At 61.8% G+C, this 16,674-nt stretch carries 16 protein-coding genes; 6 read left to right on the plus strand and 10 right to left on the minus strand.

The window, feature by feature from the left end; all coding sequences use genetic code 11:
* The first annotated feature begins 13 nt into the window (after positions 1-13).
* From AAE027_RS30905 to AAE027_RS30915, 3 genes are all read left to right on the plus strand, one after another.
* A complete protein-coding gene (locus AAE027_RS30905) occupies positions 14-535 on the plus strand; it encodes an arsenate reductase (azurin) small subunit (RefSeq protein WP_370989176.1) in 522 nt (173 codons plus the stop codon).
* A gap of 17 nt (positions 536-552) precedes the next feature.
* Positions 553-3,165 carry an arsenate reductase (azurin) large subunit gene (locus tag AAE027_RS30910; protein WP_370989177.1) on the plus strand — a complete coding sequence of 871 codons (2,613 nt, stop codon included), beginning with the start codon at positions 553-555 and terminating at the stop codon, positions 3,163-3,165.
* 215 nt (positions 3,166-3,380) lie between these two features.
* Entirely contained in the window at positions 3,381-3,572 is a 192-nt protein-coding gene (locus AAE027_RS30915) for a hypothetical protein (protein WP_370989178.1), read from the plus strand.
* Between the two features lie 82 nt (positions 3,573-3,654).
* Here AAE027_RS30915 and arsH read toward each other — a convergent pair whose 3' ends face one another.
* From arsH to AAE027_RS30965, 10 genes are all read right to left on the minus strand, one after another.
* Positions 3,655-4,374 carry an arsenical resistance protein ArsH gene (gene arsH, locus AAE027_RS30920; protein WP_370989179.1) on the minus strand — a complete coding sequence of 240 codons (720 nt, stop codon included), beginning with the start codon at positions 4,372-4,374 and terminating at the stop codon, positions 3,655-3,657.
* On the minus strand, positions 4,367-4,768 hold the full coding sequence (gene arsC, locus AAE027_RS30925) for an arsenate reductase (glutaredoxin) (protein WP_370989180.1): 402 nt from the start codon (positions 4,766-4,768) through the stop codon (positions 4,367-4,369). The genes arsH and arsC overlap by 8 nt, the downstream gene beginning before the upstream one ends.
* The gene (locus AAE027_RS30930) at positions 4,765-5,466 is read right to left on the minus strand and encodes an aquaporin (protein ID WP_370989181.1); all 702 of its coding nucleotides are present in this window, start codon (positions 5,464-5,466) and stop codon (positions 4,765-4,767) included. The genes arsC and AAE027_RS30930 overlap by 4 nt, the downstream gene beginning before the upstream one ends.
* Complete coding sequence (locus AAE027_RS30935) at positions 5,466-5,993, minus strand: arsenate reductase ArsC (RefSeq protein ID WP_370989239.1); 528 nt, start codon at positions 5,991-5,993, stop codon at positions 5,466-5,468. Before AAE027_RS30935 ends, AAE027_RS30930 begins: the two co-directional genes overlap by 1 nt.
* The gene (locus AAE027_RS30940) at positions 5,986-6,348 is read right to left on the minus strand and encodes an ArsR/SmtB family transcription factor (protein ID WP_370989182.1); all 363 of its coding nucleotides are present in this window, start codon (positions 6,346-6,348) and stop codon (positions 5,986-5,988) included. The genes AAE027_RS30935 and AAE027_RS30940 overlap by 8 nt, the downstream gene beginning before the upstream one ends.
* A gap of 268 nt (positions 6,349-6,616) precedes the next feature.
* Positions 6,617-8,365: a TRAP transporter large permease gene (locus tag AAE027_RS30945; protein WP_370989183.1), complete on the minus strand. Its 1,749-nt coding sequence runs from the start codon at positions 8,363-8,365 to the stop codon at positions 6,617-6,619.
* Positions 8,362-9,030 (minus strand): TRAP transporter small permease subunit, encoded by a 669-nt coding sequence (locus AAE027_RS30950; protein ID WP_128931129.1) that lies wholly within the window; start codon positions 9,028-9,030, stop codon positions 8,362-8,364. Before AAE027_RS30950 ends, AAE027_RS30945 begins: the two co-directional genes overlap by 4 nt.
* A 95-nt stretch (positions 9,031-9,125) precedes the next feature.
* Positions 9,126-10,265: a TRAP transporter substrate-binding protein gene (locus AAE027_RS30955; protein WP_370989184.1), complete on the minus strand. Its 1,140-nt coding sequence runs from the start codon at positions 10,263-10,265 to the stop codon at positions 9,126-9,128.
* A 276-nt stretch (positions 10,266-10,541) separates the two neighbouring features.
* Positions 10,542-10,964, minus strand: coding sequence for a CBS domain-containing protein (locus AAE027_RS30960; RefSeq protein ID WP_370989185.1), 423 nt, complete (start codon positions 10,962-10,964; stop codon positions 10,542-10,544).
* A 114-nt stretch (positions 10,965-11,078) separates the two neighbouring features.
* A complete protein-coding gene (locus AAE027_RS30965; RefSeq protein WP_128947201.1) occupies positions 11,079-11,549 on the minus strand; it encodes an aminoacyl-tRNA deacylase in 471 nt (156 codons plus the stop codon).
* A 631-nt stretch (positions 11,550-12,180) separates the two neighbouring features.
* On the opposite strand from AAE027_RS30965, the gene AAE027_RS30970 reads away from it, so the two are divergent.
* From AAE027_RS30970 to AAE027_RS30980, 3 genes are all read left to right on the plus strand, one after another.
* On the plus strand, positions 12,181-12,813 hold the full coding sequence (locus AAE027_RS30970; RefSeq protein ID WP_370989186.1) for a DUF1326 domain-containing protein: 633 nt from the start codon (positions 12,181-12,183) through the stop codon (positions 12,811-12,813).
* A gap of 78 nt (positions 12,814-12,891) precedes the next feature.
* A complete protein-coding gene (locus tag AAE027_RS30975; protein ID WP_370989187.1) occupies positions 12,892-13,656 on the plus strand; it encodes a DUF2182 domain-containing protein in 765 nt (254 codons plus the stop codon).
* Between the two features lie 339 nt (positions 13,657-13,995).
* Positions 13,996-16,566 (plus strand): bifunctional diguanylate cyclase/phosphodiesterase, encoded by a 2,571-nt coding sequence (locus AAE027_RS30980; RefSeq protein ID WP_370989188.1) that lies wholly within the window; start codon positions 13,996-13,998, stop codon positions 16,564-16,566.
* Positions 16,567-16,674: the final 108 nt, after the last annotated feature.

The raw sequence follows: 16,674 nt of genomic DNA on the forward strand, positions 1-16,674 counted from the left end.
GAGGAGCATCACCATGTCGCGCTGCGATCATATGGTCGACGTCGGCCGCCGTCGTTTCATGAGCGGGGCGGGGTTTGCCGCCGCTGGAGTTGCCGTCAGCTCAATAACGACTTCCTCCGCCCAGGCTGCGCCCGCAGCGGCGAGAGTGGACTATCCGGTCAATCGTCTGGCCAACGTCAAGGACCTCAAGCTCAACGAGCCCCTGAACGTTTCTTATCCGGACGCCAACGCTCCCGGCGTGCTCTTGAAGCTCGGCAAGCAAGTGCCGGGTGGGGTCGGTGCCGAAGGTGATATCGTCGGCTTCACGACGACCTGTCCGCACAAGGGCTTCACCCTCAACTACAGCGCGGCCGACCGGACCATGAACTGTCCCGGTCATTATTCCCGGTTCGACTGCGAGGCGGGCGGCCAGCAGATCTGGGGCCAGGCCACGCAGAATCTCCCGCAATACGTGCTGCGCGTCGACGACAAGGGCGACATCTACGCCGAAGGCGTGGACGAACTGCTCTACGGCCGCCTTTCCAACGTGCTCTAAGGGGGGGAGGAACGATCATGACCTACAAGCGTCAAATCGACCGGCTCCCGATCATCCCCGCGGACGCCAAGGAATCCAACGTGACGTGCCACTACTGCATCGTCGGATGCGGCTACAAGGCATACACCTGGTCCACCAGCAAACAGGGCGGCACGGCACCCGATCAGAACAAGTTCGGTGCCGATCTGAGTAAGCAGCAGAGCGCGGAGACCGTCGCCTGGTACTCACCTTCGATGTACAACATCGTGCGCCAGAACGGGCAGGATGTGCACATCGTCATCAAACCCGACAAAGACTGCGTCGTGAATTCGGGCTTGGGCTCGATCCGCGGCGCGCGCATGGCGGAGATGAGCTACTCCCAACAGCGCAATACGCAGTTGCAGCGCCTGACGGATCCGATGGTCTGGCGCTATGGACAGATGCAGCCCACAAGCTGGGAAGATGCGCTCGACCTCGTTGCGCGCGTGACGGTCGCAGTCATGAACGACATGGGTGAAGACGGCGTGTTCGTCTCGGCGTTCGACCATGGCGGCGCCGGAGGTGGATATGAGAACACCTGGGGCACCGGCAAGCTCTACTTCGGCGCCATGAAGGTGAAAAACATCCGGATTCACAACCGTCCGGCGTACAACTCGGAAGTCCACGCCACCCGCGACATGGGCGTGGGAGAGCTCAACAATTGCTACGAAGATGCCGAGCTCGCCGACACGATCGTCGCGGTCGGCACCAATGCGCTCGAGACCCAGACCAATTACTTCCTGAATCACTGGATCCCGAACCTGCGCGGCACTTCGCTCGACAAGAAGAAGGCCGAGTTTGGTTCCGAGCCCGTCGAGCGCGCCAAGGTGATCATTGTCGATCCGCGTCGCACGGTGACGGTCAACGCCTGCGAGGTCGAAGCCGGCAAAGACAACGTCATGCACCTGGCGATCAATTCCGGCACCGACCTCGCCTTGTTCAATGCCTGGATGACCCACATCGCGGACAAGGGATGGCTCGACAAGGCCTTCATCGACGCGTCGACGACCAACTTCGACCAGACGAAGGCCGCCAACAAGATCAGCCTGGAAGAGGCCGCGACGATCACGGGGCTTACCGCCGATGAAATCCGCAAATCCGCCGAGTGGATCGCCCAGCCCAAGGCAGCTAATGCGCGTCGGCGAACGATGTTTGCGTATGAGAAGGGCCTGATCTGGGGCAACGACAATTACCGCACCAACGGCGCCCTGGTGAATGTCGCGCTCGCAACCGGCAATATCGGTCGGCCAGGCGGTGGTTGCGTGCGCATGGGCGGGCACCAGGAAGGCTACTCGCGGCCGTCCGATGCGCATGTGGGACGGCCCGCCGCGTATGTCGATCAGCTTCTGATCGAAGGCAAGGGCGGCGTCCATCACATCTGGGGATGCGACCACTACAAGACCACGCTGAACGCATTCAAGTTCAAGCAGGCCTACAAGAAGCGCACCGACATGGTGAAGGATGCCATGATGACGGCGCCTTATGGCGACCGTCCCGCGATGATCAGCGCGATCGTCGACGCGATCAAGAAAGGCGGGCTCTTCGCGGTTGACGTCGATATCGTGCCGACCAAGATCGGCGAGGCGAGCCATGTCTGGCTGCCGGCAGCGACATCGGGGGAGGCCAATCTCACTTCGATGAACGGCGAACGCCGCATGCGGCTGACCGAGAAATACATGGACCCGCCGGGGCAGGCGATGCCCGATTGCCTGATCGCCGCGCGCATCGCCAATCACATGGAGCGGGTGTTGCGCGAACAGGGTAAGGCCGATCTGGCCGATCACTTCAAGGGCTTCGACTGGCAGACCGAAGAAGATGCCTTCATGGACGGCTATCATCAGCATGAGAAGGGCGGCGAGTTCGTCACCTATGCCCGGCTGCGGGCCATGGGTACGAACGGCTTCCAGGAGCCCGCGACCGGGCTCGAGACCACAGGGCCTGTCGCCGCTGGCACGTCGACCGGCACGACGACGGGGGAGGTCCTGAAGGGGCCGGCGATCGAAGGAACGCGCGGGAAGGAGCCCGTCCAGAAAAAGGGCGCCGCAACAACAGCGGCGGTGTCGCCGGCAACGACCGGCACCGAGCGGATCCTCGGCACCAAGCGGCTTTACGCCGACGGCAAGTTCAACAGCAAGGACGGCAAGGCCAGGTTCATGGAGACGCAGTGGCGCGGCTTGCAGGCGCCCGGCAAGGAAGCCGAGATGAAGAAATTCCCGTTCCTCATCAATAACGGCCGCGCCAACGTCACCTGGCAGAGCTCCTACCTCGACCAGGACAACGAGTTCGTCACGGATCGGATGCCTTATCCCTACCTCCAGATGAACCCACAGGACATGGACGAGCTGCGGCTCAAGCAAGGCGATCTGGTCGAGGTTTACAACGACAACGGATCGACCCAGGCCATGGTCTATCCGACGCCGACCGCCAAGCCGAAGCAGACGTTCATGCTCTTCGCGCAAGCGACCGGCGTGCAGGGGAACGTGGTTTCACCCGGGGTGAACGAATTCATCATCCCGAACTATAAGCAGACCTGGGCGAACATCCGGAAGCTCGCGGATGCGCCGGAGGGCGTGAAGCATCTCAGCTTCAAGTCGCTCGACTACAGGGTCTGAGGCTTGCGGCCCCGACCGCCGTGGTTGGGGCCACCTCATATTGCTGCTGAGTTCAGGAAACATTCCTTGTTGCCATTCTCCATGTGCCTAGTGTCCTATCTAGCGCTAGTGTCCTAAGTTGATTTTGGAATCTCCTTCTCCGAATAAACCTCCGTATATCCCAAGTTCCGCCCTAGGCTGTGTTAAAGGTGCGACCGTGATTCTACGGGTGGTGCATGAAAAAGACCGATGTGACGTGCTCTGAGTGCGGGGCCGGCTTCCGGCGCATTGAGCTTGAGACGCAGCGAGGCAGCAAAGGCGAATATCACTGCCCGGCCTGTGGGGAGCTGCTGGAGAAATTCGATGGCAACGCGCTTGTTGCCTACCGCCTTACGATTCAGCCATCAATCAAGGGTGTGCGCGATTGATAGGAATCGCTATTTTTTCTCCCGCCCGCTCGACTACAGAGCATGAGGACAGCGGCCCCGACCCAGCGTCGGGCCGCCCGCTTCACAAAGCTCTATTCAACGCGAGCCGTTCCTGCAGTTTAGCCGCTTCTTCCTTGCGTTCGCTGTACCGGTCTGTGAGGTAGGAGGAGCAATCGCGCGTCAGCAGCGTGAACTTCATCAGTTCTTCCATCACGTCGACGATGCGGTCGTAGTAGGCCGACGGTTTCATGCGTCCCGCATCGTCAAACTGTTCGTAGGCCTTCGCCACGGAAGACTGGTTCGGGATCGTGATCATGCGCATCCAGCGGCCGAGGACGCGAAGCTGGTTGACCGCATTGAAGGACTGCGAGCCGCCGCTCACCTGCATGAGGGCGAGTGTCTTGCCTTGGGTCGGGCGCACCGCCCCAATCGACAGGGGGATCCAGTCGATCTGAGTCTTCATGATGCCCGTGATGCTGCCATGGCGTTCCGGACTGCTCCAGACCTGTCCTTCGGACCAAGCCGACAGATCGCGCAATTCGGCCACTTTGGGGTGATCCGCCGGCGCATCGTCCGGCAGCGGCAAACCAGACGGGTTGAAGATCCGGCATTCCGCGCCGAACGCCTCCAGCAGGCGGGCAGCTTCTTCGGCGGCGAAGCGGCTGAACGAGCGCTGACGCAGAGATCCGTACAACAGCAAGATCCGCGGTTTATGCGCGGACTGTGCGGGCCTCAGACGATGCAGATCGGGAAGCGATACGGCGGACGAAGAGAGGTTCGGCAGGTCGGGCAGCTCAGGCATCTATCACTTCACCGTCTTCCTTCACGAACCGACCGATTTTGCCATTAGGCAGGATCTCCAGCACGGCTTCGGACGGCCGGCAAAGTTTTACTCCTTTCGGCGTGACGACGATCGGCCGGTTGATCAGGATCGGATGCTTCACCATGAAGTCGAGCAGATCGTCATCGGTCCACTTCGGATCGTCGAGCCCAAGTTCTGCGTAGGGAGTACCTTTCTTCCGCAGCAGGTCACGGACGGGGCTTCCCATGGCCGCGATCAATTCCACCAGCTTGTCGTGGCTCGGCGGAGTCTTCAGGTACTCGATGACAGTCGGCTCTTCGCCGCTTTGCCGGATCATGGCCAGCGTGTTGCGGGATGTGCCGCAGTCGGGGTTGTGATAGATCGTGACAGTCATCTTTGGGTCTCCGCGATCGGCACCGGGCCGCGCGCCTTCGGCCGCCCCAGCATCCAGTTCATCAAAAGCATGCCGGCGAAGGCGCCGGCCAGCTCAGCGAGAATGAAACCCGGCAGGTCCACCGGGCGAATACCCGAAAAGGTGTTCGTCAAGGAACGAGCGATCGCCACCGCCGGATTGGCGAACGAGGTCGAGGCCGTGAACCAGTACGCTGCGGTGATGTAGAGGCCGACGAGCCAGGGGACGGCCGTACGTTGGAAGCGGATGCCGGCGAGGATGGTGGCCACCAGGCCGAAGGCGGCGACGGCCTCCGCGAACCATTGCGCGCCGCCAGTACGCACCTTCATCGAGAAGTCGATCAGGGGAAGGGCGAACATCAGGTGAGCCGCCATCGTGCCGGCTATGCCGCCGGCGATCTGCGCAACAACGTAGAGCAGGGCTTCCTGGGCCGGCAGCTCGCGCTTGCCCGTGAACACCAGCGTGACCGCCGGATTAAAATGCGCTCCGGAGATCGGTCCCAGGACGGTGATCAGTACAACCAAGATCGCACCGGTCGGCAAGGTATTGCAGAGAAGCGCAAGAGCGACGTCCTTGGTCAGCGTCTCGGCCATGATGCCGGAGCCGACCACGGCAGCGACGAGAATGCCTGTGCCGAGCGCTTCGGCCGCCAGGCGCCGCGAAAGATCGAACGTGTCCATCAGCCGGCCTTCGGCGTTGGACGCGTCGCACCCTCGGAGCGGCCAATCTCGCGCAGCTTGGTCCCGAGCGAGAGCTTGTCGATGCTCCTCAGCGGGAGGCTTACGAAGGTATCAATCCGATTCCTCAGGTAGCGGAAAGCGGTGATGAACGCTGCCTGTTGTTCCAGCTCCGTGCCTTCGACCCCGGCGGGATCCTCAATGCCCCAGTGCGCCGTCATCGGCTGACCCGGCCAGACGGGGCAGGCCTCACCGGCGGCGTTGTCGCAGACCGTGAAGACGAAATCCATCACCGGCGCATCGGGAGCGGCGAATTCCAACCAGCTTTTGGAGCGCATCCCGTCGACGGGATAGTCCATGCTCTCGAGTGTGCGCAGCGCCAGCGGGTGTATCGCGCCTTTCGGCGTGCTGCCGGCGGAGAAGGCCTGGAAACGGCCGGCTCCGTCCTTCCGAAGAATCGACTCCGCGAGGATCGAGCGCGCCGAGTTGCCGGTGCACAGGAACAGAACATTGTAGACGTGGTCAGGCACGGCTTCGCTCCTTTCGTTTTGGGGAGCAGCAGGATTGCAGGGTTTGAACGACCGGCTCGCAAACGTCTGGCCGCCCGCCGCAGCAATCCCGAAGCAGGAAAACTGCGACATCTCGAAACTCAGTGAGATTGGCGCGGTAGATGATCGAGCGGCTGCGCCGTTCCGATGTCACAAGGCGCGCGCGAGTCAGAATCGACAGATGCGCCGAGAGCGTGTTCTGCGGGACTTCCAGCAGGCGGGCGAGGTCGCCTGCCGCAAGGCCGCCGGGTTCGTGCCTGACCAGCGTCTGGAAGGCCTCCAGTCGGGTCGACTGAGACAGCGCAGAGAGGGCCAGAACGGCTTCTTCGATTTCCATATATCCAGACTTATGGAATTATCAGCCCGGCGTCAATCCGGAACCCGGGGAATCTGCCGGATGGTCGGGGGCGATGGCAGTACTTCGAATATTCTAGAAGAAGGCGCCGCTACTACGACAAGGGTGTAGCGGACCTCCGCCACCAAAGCCAAGCGCTCACGCCACCATACTAAGGAAAAACAGCGGTTCGTCGTGTCGGTGGTTGCGTATGATTCCCTCCCTGGGCACCATTTCCGTTTGACCAGCGCCCGGTACTCCCCGCTGCGCCTCAACTCGCGTACAGATAGTTCGGCAGCCACAGCGTCATGCCCGGCCAGAGATACATGATCACCATGCACAGGATCACGATCAGCATGTAGGGCATCATGCCGGCGAAGATCTGGTTCAGCGTAACGTGCTTCGGGGCAACGCCCTTGAGATAGAACGCCGACATCGCGACCGGCGGTGACAGGAACGCGGCCTGCAAGTTCACGAACACCAGCGTGCCCCAAAGGATCGGATCGATGTTGAAGTGCTTCAGCATCGGCAGGAAGATCGGCACGAAGATGATGATAATCTCGGTCCATTCGAGCGGCCAGCCCAGCACGAAGATGATCGCCTGCGACAAGATCATGAACTGCACGGGCGTCATGTTGAGCGACAGCACCCAGCTTTCCAGCAGCGCCTGACCGCCGAGAATGGCGAATACCGCCGAGAACAGCGCCGAGCCGACGAACAGCCAGCACACCATCGCGGTCGTCTTTGCAGTCAGGAACACTGCTTCCTTGGTGCGCTTCCAGTCGAGCGTCCGGGCGTGGATAGCGAGGATGAAGGCGCCGGCGGCGCCGACGCCGGCGGACTCGGTCGCGGTCGTGATGCCGAACAGGATCACCCCCAGCACCACGACGGTGAGGATGCCGAGCGGCATCACCGACGACGTCAAGAGCTTCAACACTTCGAAGCGCTCGCCGTCCATGCGCAAGTAGGAGCGCGCCGTCCACGCCGCCAGCACGGCGGCTGATATCGCGAACCAGATGTAGAACTGGGTGTCCGGTCCCTTTTCGGCGGGCGACAGCTCCTTCGGCTCGACCGGGCTTCCGAGCTGCTGCAGGCCTTCGACGGCTTCGCTCGCGGCGCCGGGCTGCTGGTGGATCACGACGTACCACCAGACCGTGCCGAGCGCGGCTGCGGTCATCAGGAACGGCACCAGCGAAATGAGGAAGTGTTGCACGATCGTGCCATAGCCCATCGGCTTGCCGTCGATCTGGAGCATCTTCGCCTTTGCGGGCGAGAGCAGCGCCTTGAACAGGCCGACGAACAGGTTCGGCGAATACAGCGTCGCGAAATTCCTGATCCATTCCGGCACCTTGACGCGGGTCTGTTCCTCCGGCAGCGCCGGGGCGATCTTCGGGTTGATCATCGCCCAGGCCACGACATAGACGAGGTAGAGGAAGGCCAGGAAGAAGCCGGGAAGCATCGCCGCCGCATAGAGCTTGACCACGGACTGGCCGGCGACCGCGGCATAGACGATGATCATCACCGAAGGCGGGATCAGGATGCCGAGCGTGCCTCCCGCGGTGATGACGCCGGAGGCGAGCTTCACGTCATAACCGGCGCGCAGCATCGGGTTGAAGGCGATCACGCCCATCAGCACCACCACCGCGCCGACGAGCCCGGAGGCGATGCCCCAGAACGTGCACACGATCAGGGTCGTGACCGCGAGCGAGGCGGGCAGGCGGCGGAAGGCGAGCTGGATCGAATAGAACATCTTGTCGACCAGCGCGCCGCGCTCCATCACGTAGCCCATCAGCACGAACAACGGGATGGAGATCAATACGTCGTTGGTCATCGCGCCGTAGCTGCGCTGGACCATCAGCTCGAAGACCTTGTTGTGCGTCCAGTTCTGCGACGGGTCGTAGAAGGCGATGAAGCCGAAGAACATGCCAAGGCCCATAAGCGTAAACGCCGTGGCAAAGCCCATCATGATGACGACGACGATGAGCGTCAGCATCAACAGGCCGAGTGCCGGATCGCTCATGTGTTCAGGTCCCCGCCCATGCCGCGCTGCCGCGCCATTTCATCGATGCGCTGCGCGCCCTCGATGGCGAGCTTGCGTGATTCCTCGTCCACGAATTCAGAGTGCGCGAGCTGCTCCTCGATGACGTCGGTCTCGGCGACGTCGGCAAGTCGGCTCGGCCATTCGCCGGTCTTCAGGCACACGATGCAGCGGATGATCTCGGCGATTCCCTGCAGCATGATCAGCGCGCCCGCGATCGGGATGACGGTCTTGAAATGGTAGACCGGCGGCCCCTCGGCCGTGACGTTGGAATGCTCGTTGATGGCCCAGGAATCCGCGGCGTAGAAGTAGCCGGCATAGATCAGCGCGGCGATGCCCGGGATGAAGAAGACGAAGTAGAGAACGAGGTCGAGCGCGGCCTGCGTGCGCGGACGCATCGAGGAGTACAGGAAGTCGCCGCGGACATGGGCGTTCTGCGCCAGCGTATAGGCGCCGGCCAGCATGAACAGCGACCCGTACATCATGTTCTCGGCGTCGAAGATCCACGCCGTCGGCATGTTCACGGCGTAGCGCTTGAACACTTCGATGCAGACCACGCTCATCAGCAGGATCATCAGCCAGGCTGTCGCCTTGCCGACCCAGGTGGAGATGCCGTCGATCGTGTGCAGTAAGCGCCGTACACTCATGTGATAAGGTTCGGCATTAAATATGACCCCCAACATAGCACAAGGCACCGTCCGGCGGGTGGTCCGGACGGCGCCTTGCCAGCTTTATTTCGTCATCAGATCTTCTTGGCCGCAGCGTTCGGCCCGAAATAATGATCGTAGGCCATGCGGCGGTTCACTACGGTATCCTGCTCCCACTGCGTGGCACGTTTGGCGAACTCGATCTGCGACTGCACGATCTCCTTGAACAACGGGTTCTCCGCCGCCTTCTTCTTCGCCACATCGTCATAGATCTCGAGTTGCCGCTTCAGGATGGCGTCGGGGGTCTTGTAGAACTTGACGTTGTCCTTGGTCTGCAGCTCGACATAGTCCTTGGAGTAGCGGTCGATCGCCTTCCACGACATGTCGGCCGAAGCCGCGTCCACCGCATTGGCGATGATCGCCTTCATCTTGTCCGGCAGCGCGTTGTACTTGTCCTTGTTGAACATGATCTCGAGCTGCTCGGCGTTCTGGTGGAAGCTCTGCAGCATGCAGACCTTCGAGACGTCGGGGAAGCCGAGCACGCGGTCGGAGGTGGCGTTGTTGAACTCGGCCGCGTCCAGGAGGCCGCGGTCCATGGCAGCTACGATTTCGCCGCCGGGCAGCGCGTTGACGGCTGCACCCATTCCCGAATACACGTCGATCGAGATGCCGACGGTGCGGAATTTCAGGCCCTTGACGTCCTCTACCTTTGCGACCGGCTTCTTGAACCAGCCGAAGGGCTGGGTCGGCATCGGACCGTAGGGGAACGAGACAACGTTGGCGTTGATCGACGCGTAGAGCTTTTCCAGGAGCTCCTTGCCGCCGCCATAGCGGTGCCAGGCCAGCAGCATGTTAGCGTCCATCGCAAAGCCCGGTCCCGAGCCCCAGAGCGCCAGCGCCGTCTGCTTGCCGTAGTGATAGACCAGCACGCCATGGCCGCCGTCGAGCACGCCCTTGGACACGGCATCGAGCAGGCCGAAGGCGGGCACGACAGCGCCTGCCGGCAGCACTTCGATCTTGAGATCGCCGCCGGTCATGTCGTTGACCTTCTTGGCGTAGTCGAGGGCGTATTCGTGGAAAATGTCCTTTGACGGCCAGGTGCTCTGCCAGCGCATGCTGATCGGCCCCTGGGCGCTGACGACGCTCGGCGCGGCTACCGTCGCGGCGGCCCCCGCAGCAGCGACCTTGAGAAAGCCGCGGCGACTCGAAGTGCTGCCCTTCTTTGATTTGGTCATGGTTGCCTCCTCCCCTTTGGAATAGCGATCCCTTGCGGATCAGCTGCTTTTTTATTGGAACAAGTCAAAGTCTTGCGCAGGGGTTTGGCAAGAATGTTCCGAATGATGCGACGCTACGACGCGGACTGCGGCGATGACGCGCCGCAGCGCTCGCCGCCGAGTGCGGCGAAGCCGAACTGCGGTGAACAGTGCGCTCAATGCAGGCTCGAGAGAACTCGGCGCGCGCGGGATCTGCGAGCGATCCGACGAAGGTTCGGAATCGAGCCGGCGTTGCCCTCAATGATGATGGGCCGACACGCTCTTGACGCATTGCGTCAACAGATCAGGGGTGGCGGATTGGCCGATATCACCGAGACTGATCATGCCGACCATCCGCTTGCTCTTGTTGATCACGGGTAGCCTGCGGACCTTCAGCGTCTCCATGTGATGCACGGCTTTCGCCAGATCATCGTCTTCCCGGCAGCAATGGATACCTTCGGTCATCACGTCCCGCGCCGTCATGCGCGCGGCGTTGAAGTCCCTGCTCGCAAGACCTTTGCAGACGATGTCGCGATCGGTCACCATCCCGACCAAATGGTCGCCTTCGCCGATCGGAATGCAGCCGATGTCGTGCCCTTGCATCAACTTCGCGATCTCGATGATCGGGGTGTCGGGGCTGACCCAATCGACGCCCTTGTGCATCACGTCTCTGACTTTCATGGAGGACCTCCGTTGCGAACGCAGCCCCCGCTGAATTGACTATACATCGAACCGGACGCGGCCGCACGCACGCCGTGACGGTGCGTACCGGGATTATCTTGCCGCCACGCCGCGTCAGTCATGCATGCTGAAGCGTCCATGCGGTGCACTGGCCGTCAGGCGCTCGAACTGCGCATGGGTGAGCTGGAGCAGCGTCTCGTGATCACCGGCTTCGATATAGACCTCGGGCTGGGCCCGGATGCTGTCATCGACGATGAGATCGAGCCCGTAACACCGACCGACCGCCGGAATGGCTCCGTGCGCGCAGTCCATGAACAGCTGGTTGATCTCGGTTTCGTTGGCCATGGCGAGATCCTCGCCAAGCCTCTCCTTCAAGTCCGGCAGGTTGAGATGGTGCGATGCCGGCACGACCGCGAGCATATAGCCGCCGTCGTGCCGCAGCACGACGGCCTTGGCGAGACGATCGCCCGAGACGTGGCAAGCCTGCGCCGTGCGCGTGGATGACATGGTGAGATCGTGCGGGATCTCGGCATACTGGATGTTCTCGGCAGCCAGATACCGATGCAGTGTGGGGGCGATGGACATGGCTTCGCCTTTCGGATGGATGCAACCATCCACCGTGAGGCTGCCCCCGCCGCACGATGGGCGGCTGCGTGATTGCCGGCCTTCAGCATAGGCCTTGCCCTCGAATGCCGCAACTGAGTTGGACATTCTAAGCGCGCCGCGCTCACCTGATCCGTGTGATCTCAGGCGCGGCGGCCGCAACGCACGCGCTACGCTAGCGCTATCCATGCACGCCGCCGCTGCACGGACTTTTTTGCGAGGGACGGTTCGGTGTGATGGCAAGACGAGGCCAATCCCGCCTTCATGGAAAGCACTCGCCGTCGCTGCGGCCATGAGCGGGAAAGCGGCTGGTTGGAATTATATAGATATTTCAATCGTATAGGAGTCCGCAGCTTTATTTTCCATTCCTCTGATTTCGGACGTCCTGAAAGCCCGGCTGCTATGCCGCATCCGTTCGCTGTACGCGCCCGGCTGCCGCTGATATGCTCTTAGCCATAGGGACAGTGAATGGCAGCTGGCCAAAGACTTTTCCGCGATGCCGGCCTTCTGATCGGACTCGATCCCGCTCGCACTTTTTCGCATTGCCTCGACATAACGCTGAACAAAATCCTCTACGGCTGCCGCGTTCCCCGCTCACATTGGGAGATGTGCCATGGCTGCATCGGACTGGCGTCTCGAAGGCGAATGGATGAAGAATTGCAACTGCGCGTTTGGCTGCCCCTGCGATTTCAATGCTCCCCCCACCCACGGATACTGCAAGGGCATGGTCGGCATGCGGATCACCGCGGGACATTTTGAGGGTGTTAAGCTCGATGGCCTCTGTTTCGCTGTGGTCGTAGATTTCCCCGGCGCGCTGCATGAAGGCAACGGCAAGATGCAGCCCATCGTCGACGAACGCGCCACACCGGAGCAGCAGCAGGCGCTGTTCAACATTCTGTCGGGCAAGCATTCGGCCGAGGGCACGCTATTCCACATCTTCAGCCTGATCGTCACCAAGATCCACGATCCGATTTTTGCGCCCTTCGAATTTTCCTTCGACAAGGACGGACGCGTCGCAAAACTCGTCGTCACGGGCGTGCTCGAGACCGACGTCGAGCCGATCAAGAATCCGGTGACGGGTCAACCGCACCGCATCCAGGTGGTGATGCCCGAGGGGTTCGAGCACAGGGCTGCCGAGGTCGCGTCCGCCAACATCCGCTCGACCGGTGCGATCCCGTTCGAGACCAAGGGCACGCACAGCTCGCTCGCCAATGTCGTGCAGACGCCCGAGGGCGTTGCGGCATGATGCGGCGCTGACATCGAGACAATATCTCGGTGTCAGCTCCTCATCGCTGTCCTGGGCAAGTCCATGCAGGGGCGCTTGATGCTGGAACACCTGCTCCACCGCGACCGGCTGATCGTCGCGATCGGGACCGCCGCGGTGGTGGCGCTCGCCTGGGCCTATCTCGCCGGCGGCGCCGGCATGGACACCGAGATGATGGCCGACATGCCGGACATGGCGCCAATGCCGTGGACGCCGCTCTATGCCGCGCTGTTGTTCGTGATGTGGTGGGTGATGATGATCGCGATGATGGCGCCGAGCGCGGCGCCGACCGTTCTCTTGTATGCGACCGTCAAGCGCAAGCAGGAGACTGCGTCCCGGGCGGCAATCGATGCCTGGATCTTTCTCGCCGGTTATCTCGTGACATGGGCCGGGTTCAGTGTCGTTGCGGTCCTGGCGCAATGGGCGCTCGAACGCTTCGGGTTGTTGTCGATGGCGATGGCCAGCACCAGCGCGGTTTGGGGCGGCATCATCCTGCTTGCCGCCGGCCTCTATCAGTTCACGTCGTTCAAACATGCCTGCTTGCGCTACTGCGAGAGTCCGCTGCTGTTTCTCAGCCGGCATTGGCGGCCCGGCACGCGCGGAGCATTCCGCATGGGACTTCGCCATGGCAGCTACTGCGTCGGCTGCTGCTGGTTTCTGATGGTATTGCTGTTCGTCGGCGGCGTGATGAATATGGCTTGGATCATCGGCATCGCGCTCTATGTCGCCGCCGAGAAACTGCTGCCGTTCGGCCGACGATTGAGTTATGCGGCAGGCGCGGTCCTCATCCTGTCCGGCACGATCGTTCTTGCGCGCGCGGTGTGAGCGGCCGGTACAGACGACCAAAGGTATCGCCCTGCCAATACCGCGTGGTTGCTCAAAAACAGCCGACCTCCGTGGTCATACGGATGTTGTAAGCTAAAGAATTGAGCATTATCCAAACAGAAACTTAAGGCTGTCCCGCCTAGCTTCGGGCTATGAACAGCACCCGCGCCGCTTTCGGCCGCGGCGGTCTCAATCGAGGCGGAGACAGGCGATGCCATCACTGGCGGCGAGCGCAGTTCTGCCCTGGCGGCTGAGGCGAGGGCGCGTGTCGTGATTCCCGCAAGTTCCGTCCGCAAAGCCGGAAGAACGATCCTGCGGAATGCTCCGCTGCAGATCGCATTGTTCTTCCTGCCCCTGGTCTGGATCGGTTATTTCGCGATCACGTCATCGGAACGGACCGATGCGGTCCAGCAGGCGCGGTCGCACGGCAACAGCGTCGCCGAATTGTTCGAGGAGAACACCGAGCGCATCTTCGAACGCGTGGACCAGTCGTTGCTGGTGGTGCGAGCGCTCTACGCCCAGGATCCGTTGACCTTCAGCCTGAAGTTCTGGTCCGAGAAGACCCGCATCGCCACCGGCGACGTGGTCCAGTTCGCCCTGATCGGGTCGGATGGCTACATGACGGATACGACGGTAGGCTATTCCGGTCCGCCGCTCTATCTCGGCGATCGCGAGCACTTCATTCAAACCATGTCGCAGGCCGACGATCGCCTCTACGTGGCGAAACCGGTTCTGGGCCGCGCATCCAACAAATGGACCATACAGCTCGCAAGAAAGCTCTTCGATCTTGCCAGGAATCCCGTGGGCGTGGTCGTCGGCTCGATCAGCGTCGATGTCGTCGGTCGATTCTACGACACCGCAAAGCTCGGCGCTGGAGGAACGCTGGTCCTCAGAAATGCAAACCAGGTCGTGCTCGCCGCGCGGGGCATCAACCAGGACGCGGTGTTGGGGCAGCGTGCGCCGAATCGCGTCGAAGGCGAGCTGCGGGACGGCTTCTACGCCCAATATTGGAACGAGAACCATCCCAACCGCGATGATCGGCTGGTGACCGCGCGCAGATCGCGGCTCTTTCCACTCATCTTCACCGTAGGAATCTCGGAGCGCGAGATCTATTCGCGCGCGGATACCAGGCAGAAGGTCTATCTCGGTGGCGCACTGCTGCTCACGTTCATCATCTTGACTGCGACCATGTTCCACTGGCGGCGCCGACAGGCGCTGGATCGCGCCCAGCGCGAGCTGCGCGAATTCGCCAGCAAGTTCGAAGACGCGCTCAGAAACCTTCCCCAGGGCTTGAGCATGTTCGACGGCAGCGACCGCCTGATCGCATTCAATCAACAATGGCTCGAACTCTATGGTCTCGTGCCGGAGGAGATTCGGATCGGCATGGACTTCCGCGACGTGTTTGCAAAACAGACCGCCGTTCTCGACGTCGAGGCTTACCTGGTCGATCTGAAGAATCGGCTCGCCAAGTCGGAGCAGATCTCGAACACCGTGCAGTTTCCGGATGGGCGGGTTGTCTATATCTCTTACGGACGGCGCGAGCGCGGTGGCTGGGTCGCCACCCATGAAGACATCACCGAACGCAAGGCATCCGAGGACCGGATCGAAAGGCTCGCGCATTACGACAGTCTGACCGGATTGGCCAATCGCAATCTGTTCAAGGAGCGCATCGACGAAGCACTCGCGACGTCCGGCGCCTCGGAAGCTCCCTTCGCCGTACTCCTGCTGGATCTCGACAAGTTCAAGTCCGTCAACGACGTGCTCGGTCACCAATGTGGCGATGCCTTGCTGAAGCAGGTCGCGGGCCGGATCAAGGCGCAGATCCGTGACGCCGACACGGCGGCGCGGATCGGCGGCGACGAGTTTGCCGTGATCGTTGCGCCGGGCCGGGGCGCGATGCAGGACGGCGCCGCCAGCCTCGCTGCGCGGCTGGTTCAGGCCATTGCCGAGCCTTATCAGATCGACGATCATCCCATCGTGATCGGCTGCAGCATCGGCATCGCCGTGGCTCCCGAGCATGGCAGCCGCGTCGATGAGATCCTTCGTAACGCCGACCTTGCGCTCTACAAGTCGAAGAACGCCGGCCGGAACTGCTTCCATACCTACTCGGTGGAGCTCAAGGCCGAAGCGGATCAGCGCAACGTGCTCGAGATCGAGCTTCGTGAGGCGATCTGGCGCGAGGAAATCGAAGTGTTCTATCAGCCTGTGACCGAGCTCGGCACCGGCCGTGTGAAATCGGTCGAGGCTCTTGCGCGTTGGCATCACGGCACCAGGGGCTTCATTTCCCCCGCCGAGTTCATTGCGGTTGCAGAGGCGGGGGGACTAATCGTTGAACTCGGCAATCAGGTGCTGACCAAGGCGTGCCGGGATGCGATGACCATGCCGGACGACGTCAAGGTCGCGGTCAACCTGTCCGCCCTGCAGTTCGCCAGCACCAACCTCGTCGACACCGTGACGTTCGCATTGGCGCAGAGTGGACTTCCGCAAACCCGGCTCGAGCTCGAGATCACCGAGAGCGTTTTCCTCGCCGATACCCAGGAAAATCTCAAGACGCTCCAGCGCCTCAAGGCGCTCGGCGTCTCCATTGCGCTTGACGATTTCGGGGTCGGTTACTCGTCATTGTCCTATCTGACGGCCTTTCCGTTCGACAAGGTCAAGATCGACAAATCCTTCATCGACAGGATTGACCGCCGCGAGACCGTCGCCGTGCTGAAATCCATCGTGCAGCTTGCCGAGACCCTGAAGCTCTCGATCGTCGCCGAGGGTGTCGAGACCTCCGAACAGCTCAGACAGCTCCATTCGCTCGGAATTCCGCTCGGCCAAGGCTACTACTTCAGCAAGCCCGTGCCGCTCGCCGGCCTGTCGTGGCAAGCTCCCGCCACGCGGCGGAGGCGGCGGGCGGCGGCGTGAGGAGAAGGCAGGGCGCGGATCTTAAATTCGCGCGTGCTATCATCCCCCTCGGGGATGGAATTGACGGTCCCGGCTTCGCTCCCTTGGCGAGCTCCTTCCCACAGCCGT

The organism is Bradyrhizobium sp. DN3, from assembly GCF_041357655.1.
GTDB lineage: Bacteria > Pseudomonadota > Alphaproteobacteria > Rhizobiales > Xanthobacteraceae > Bradyrhizobium.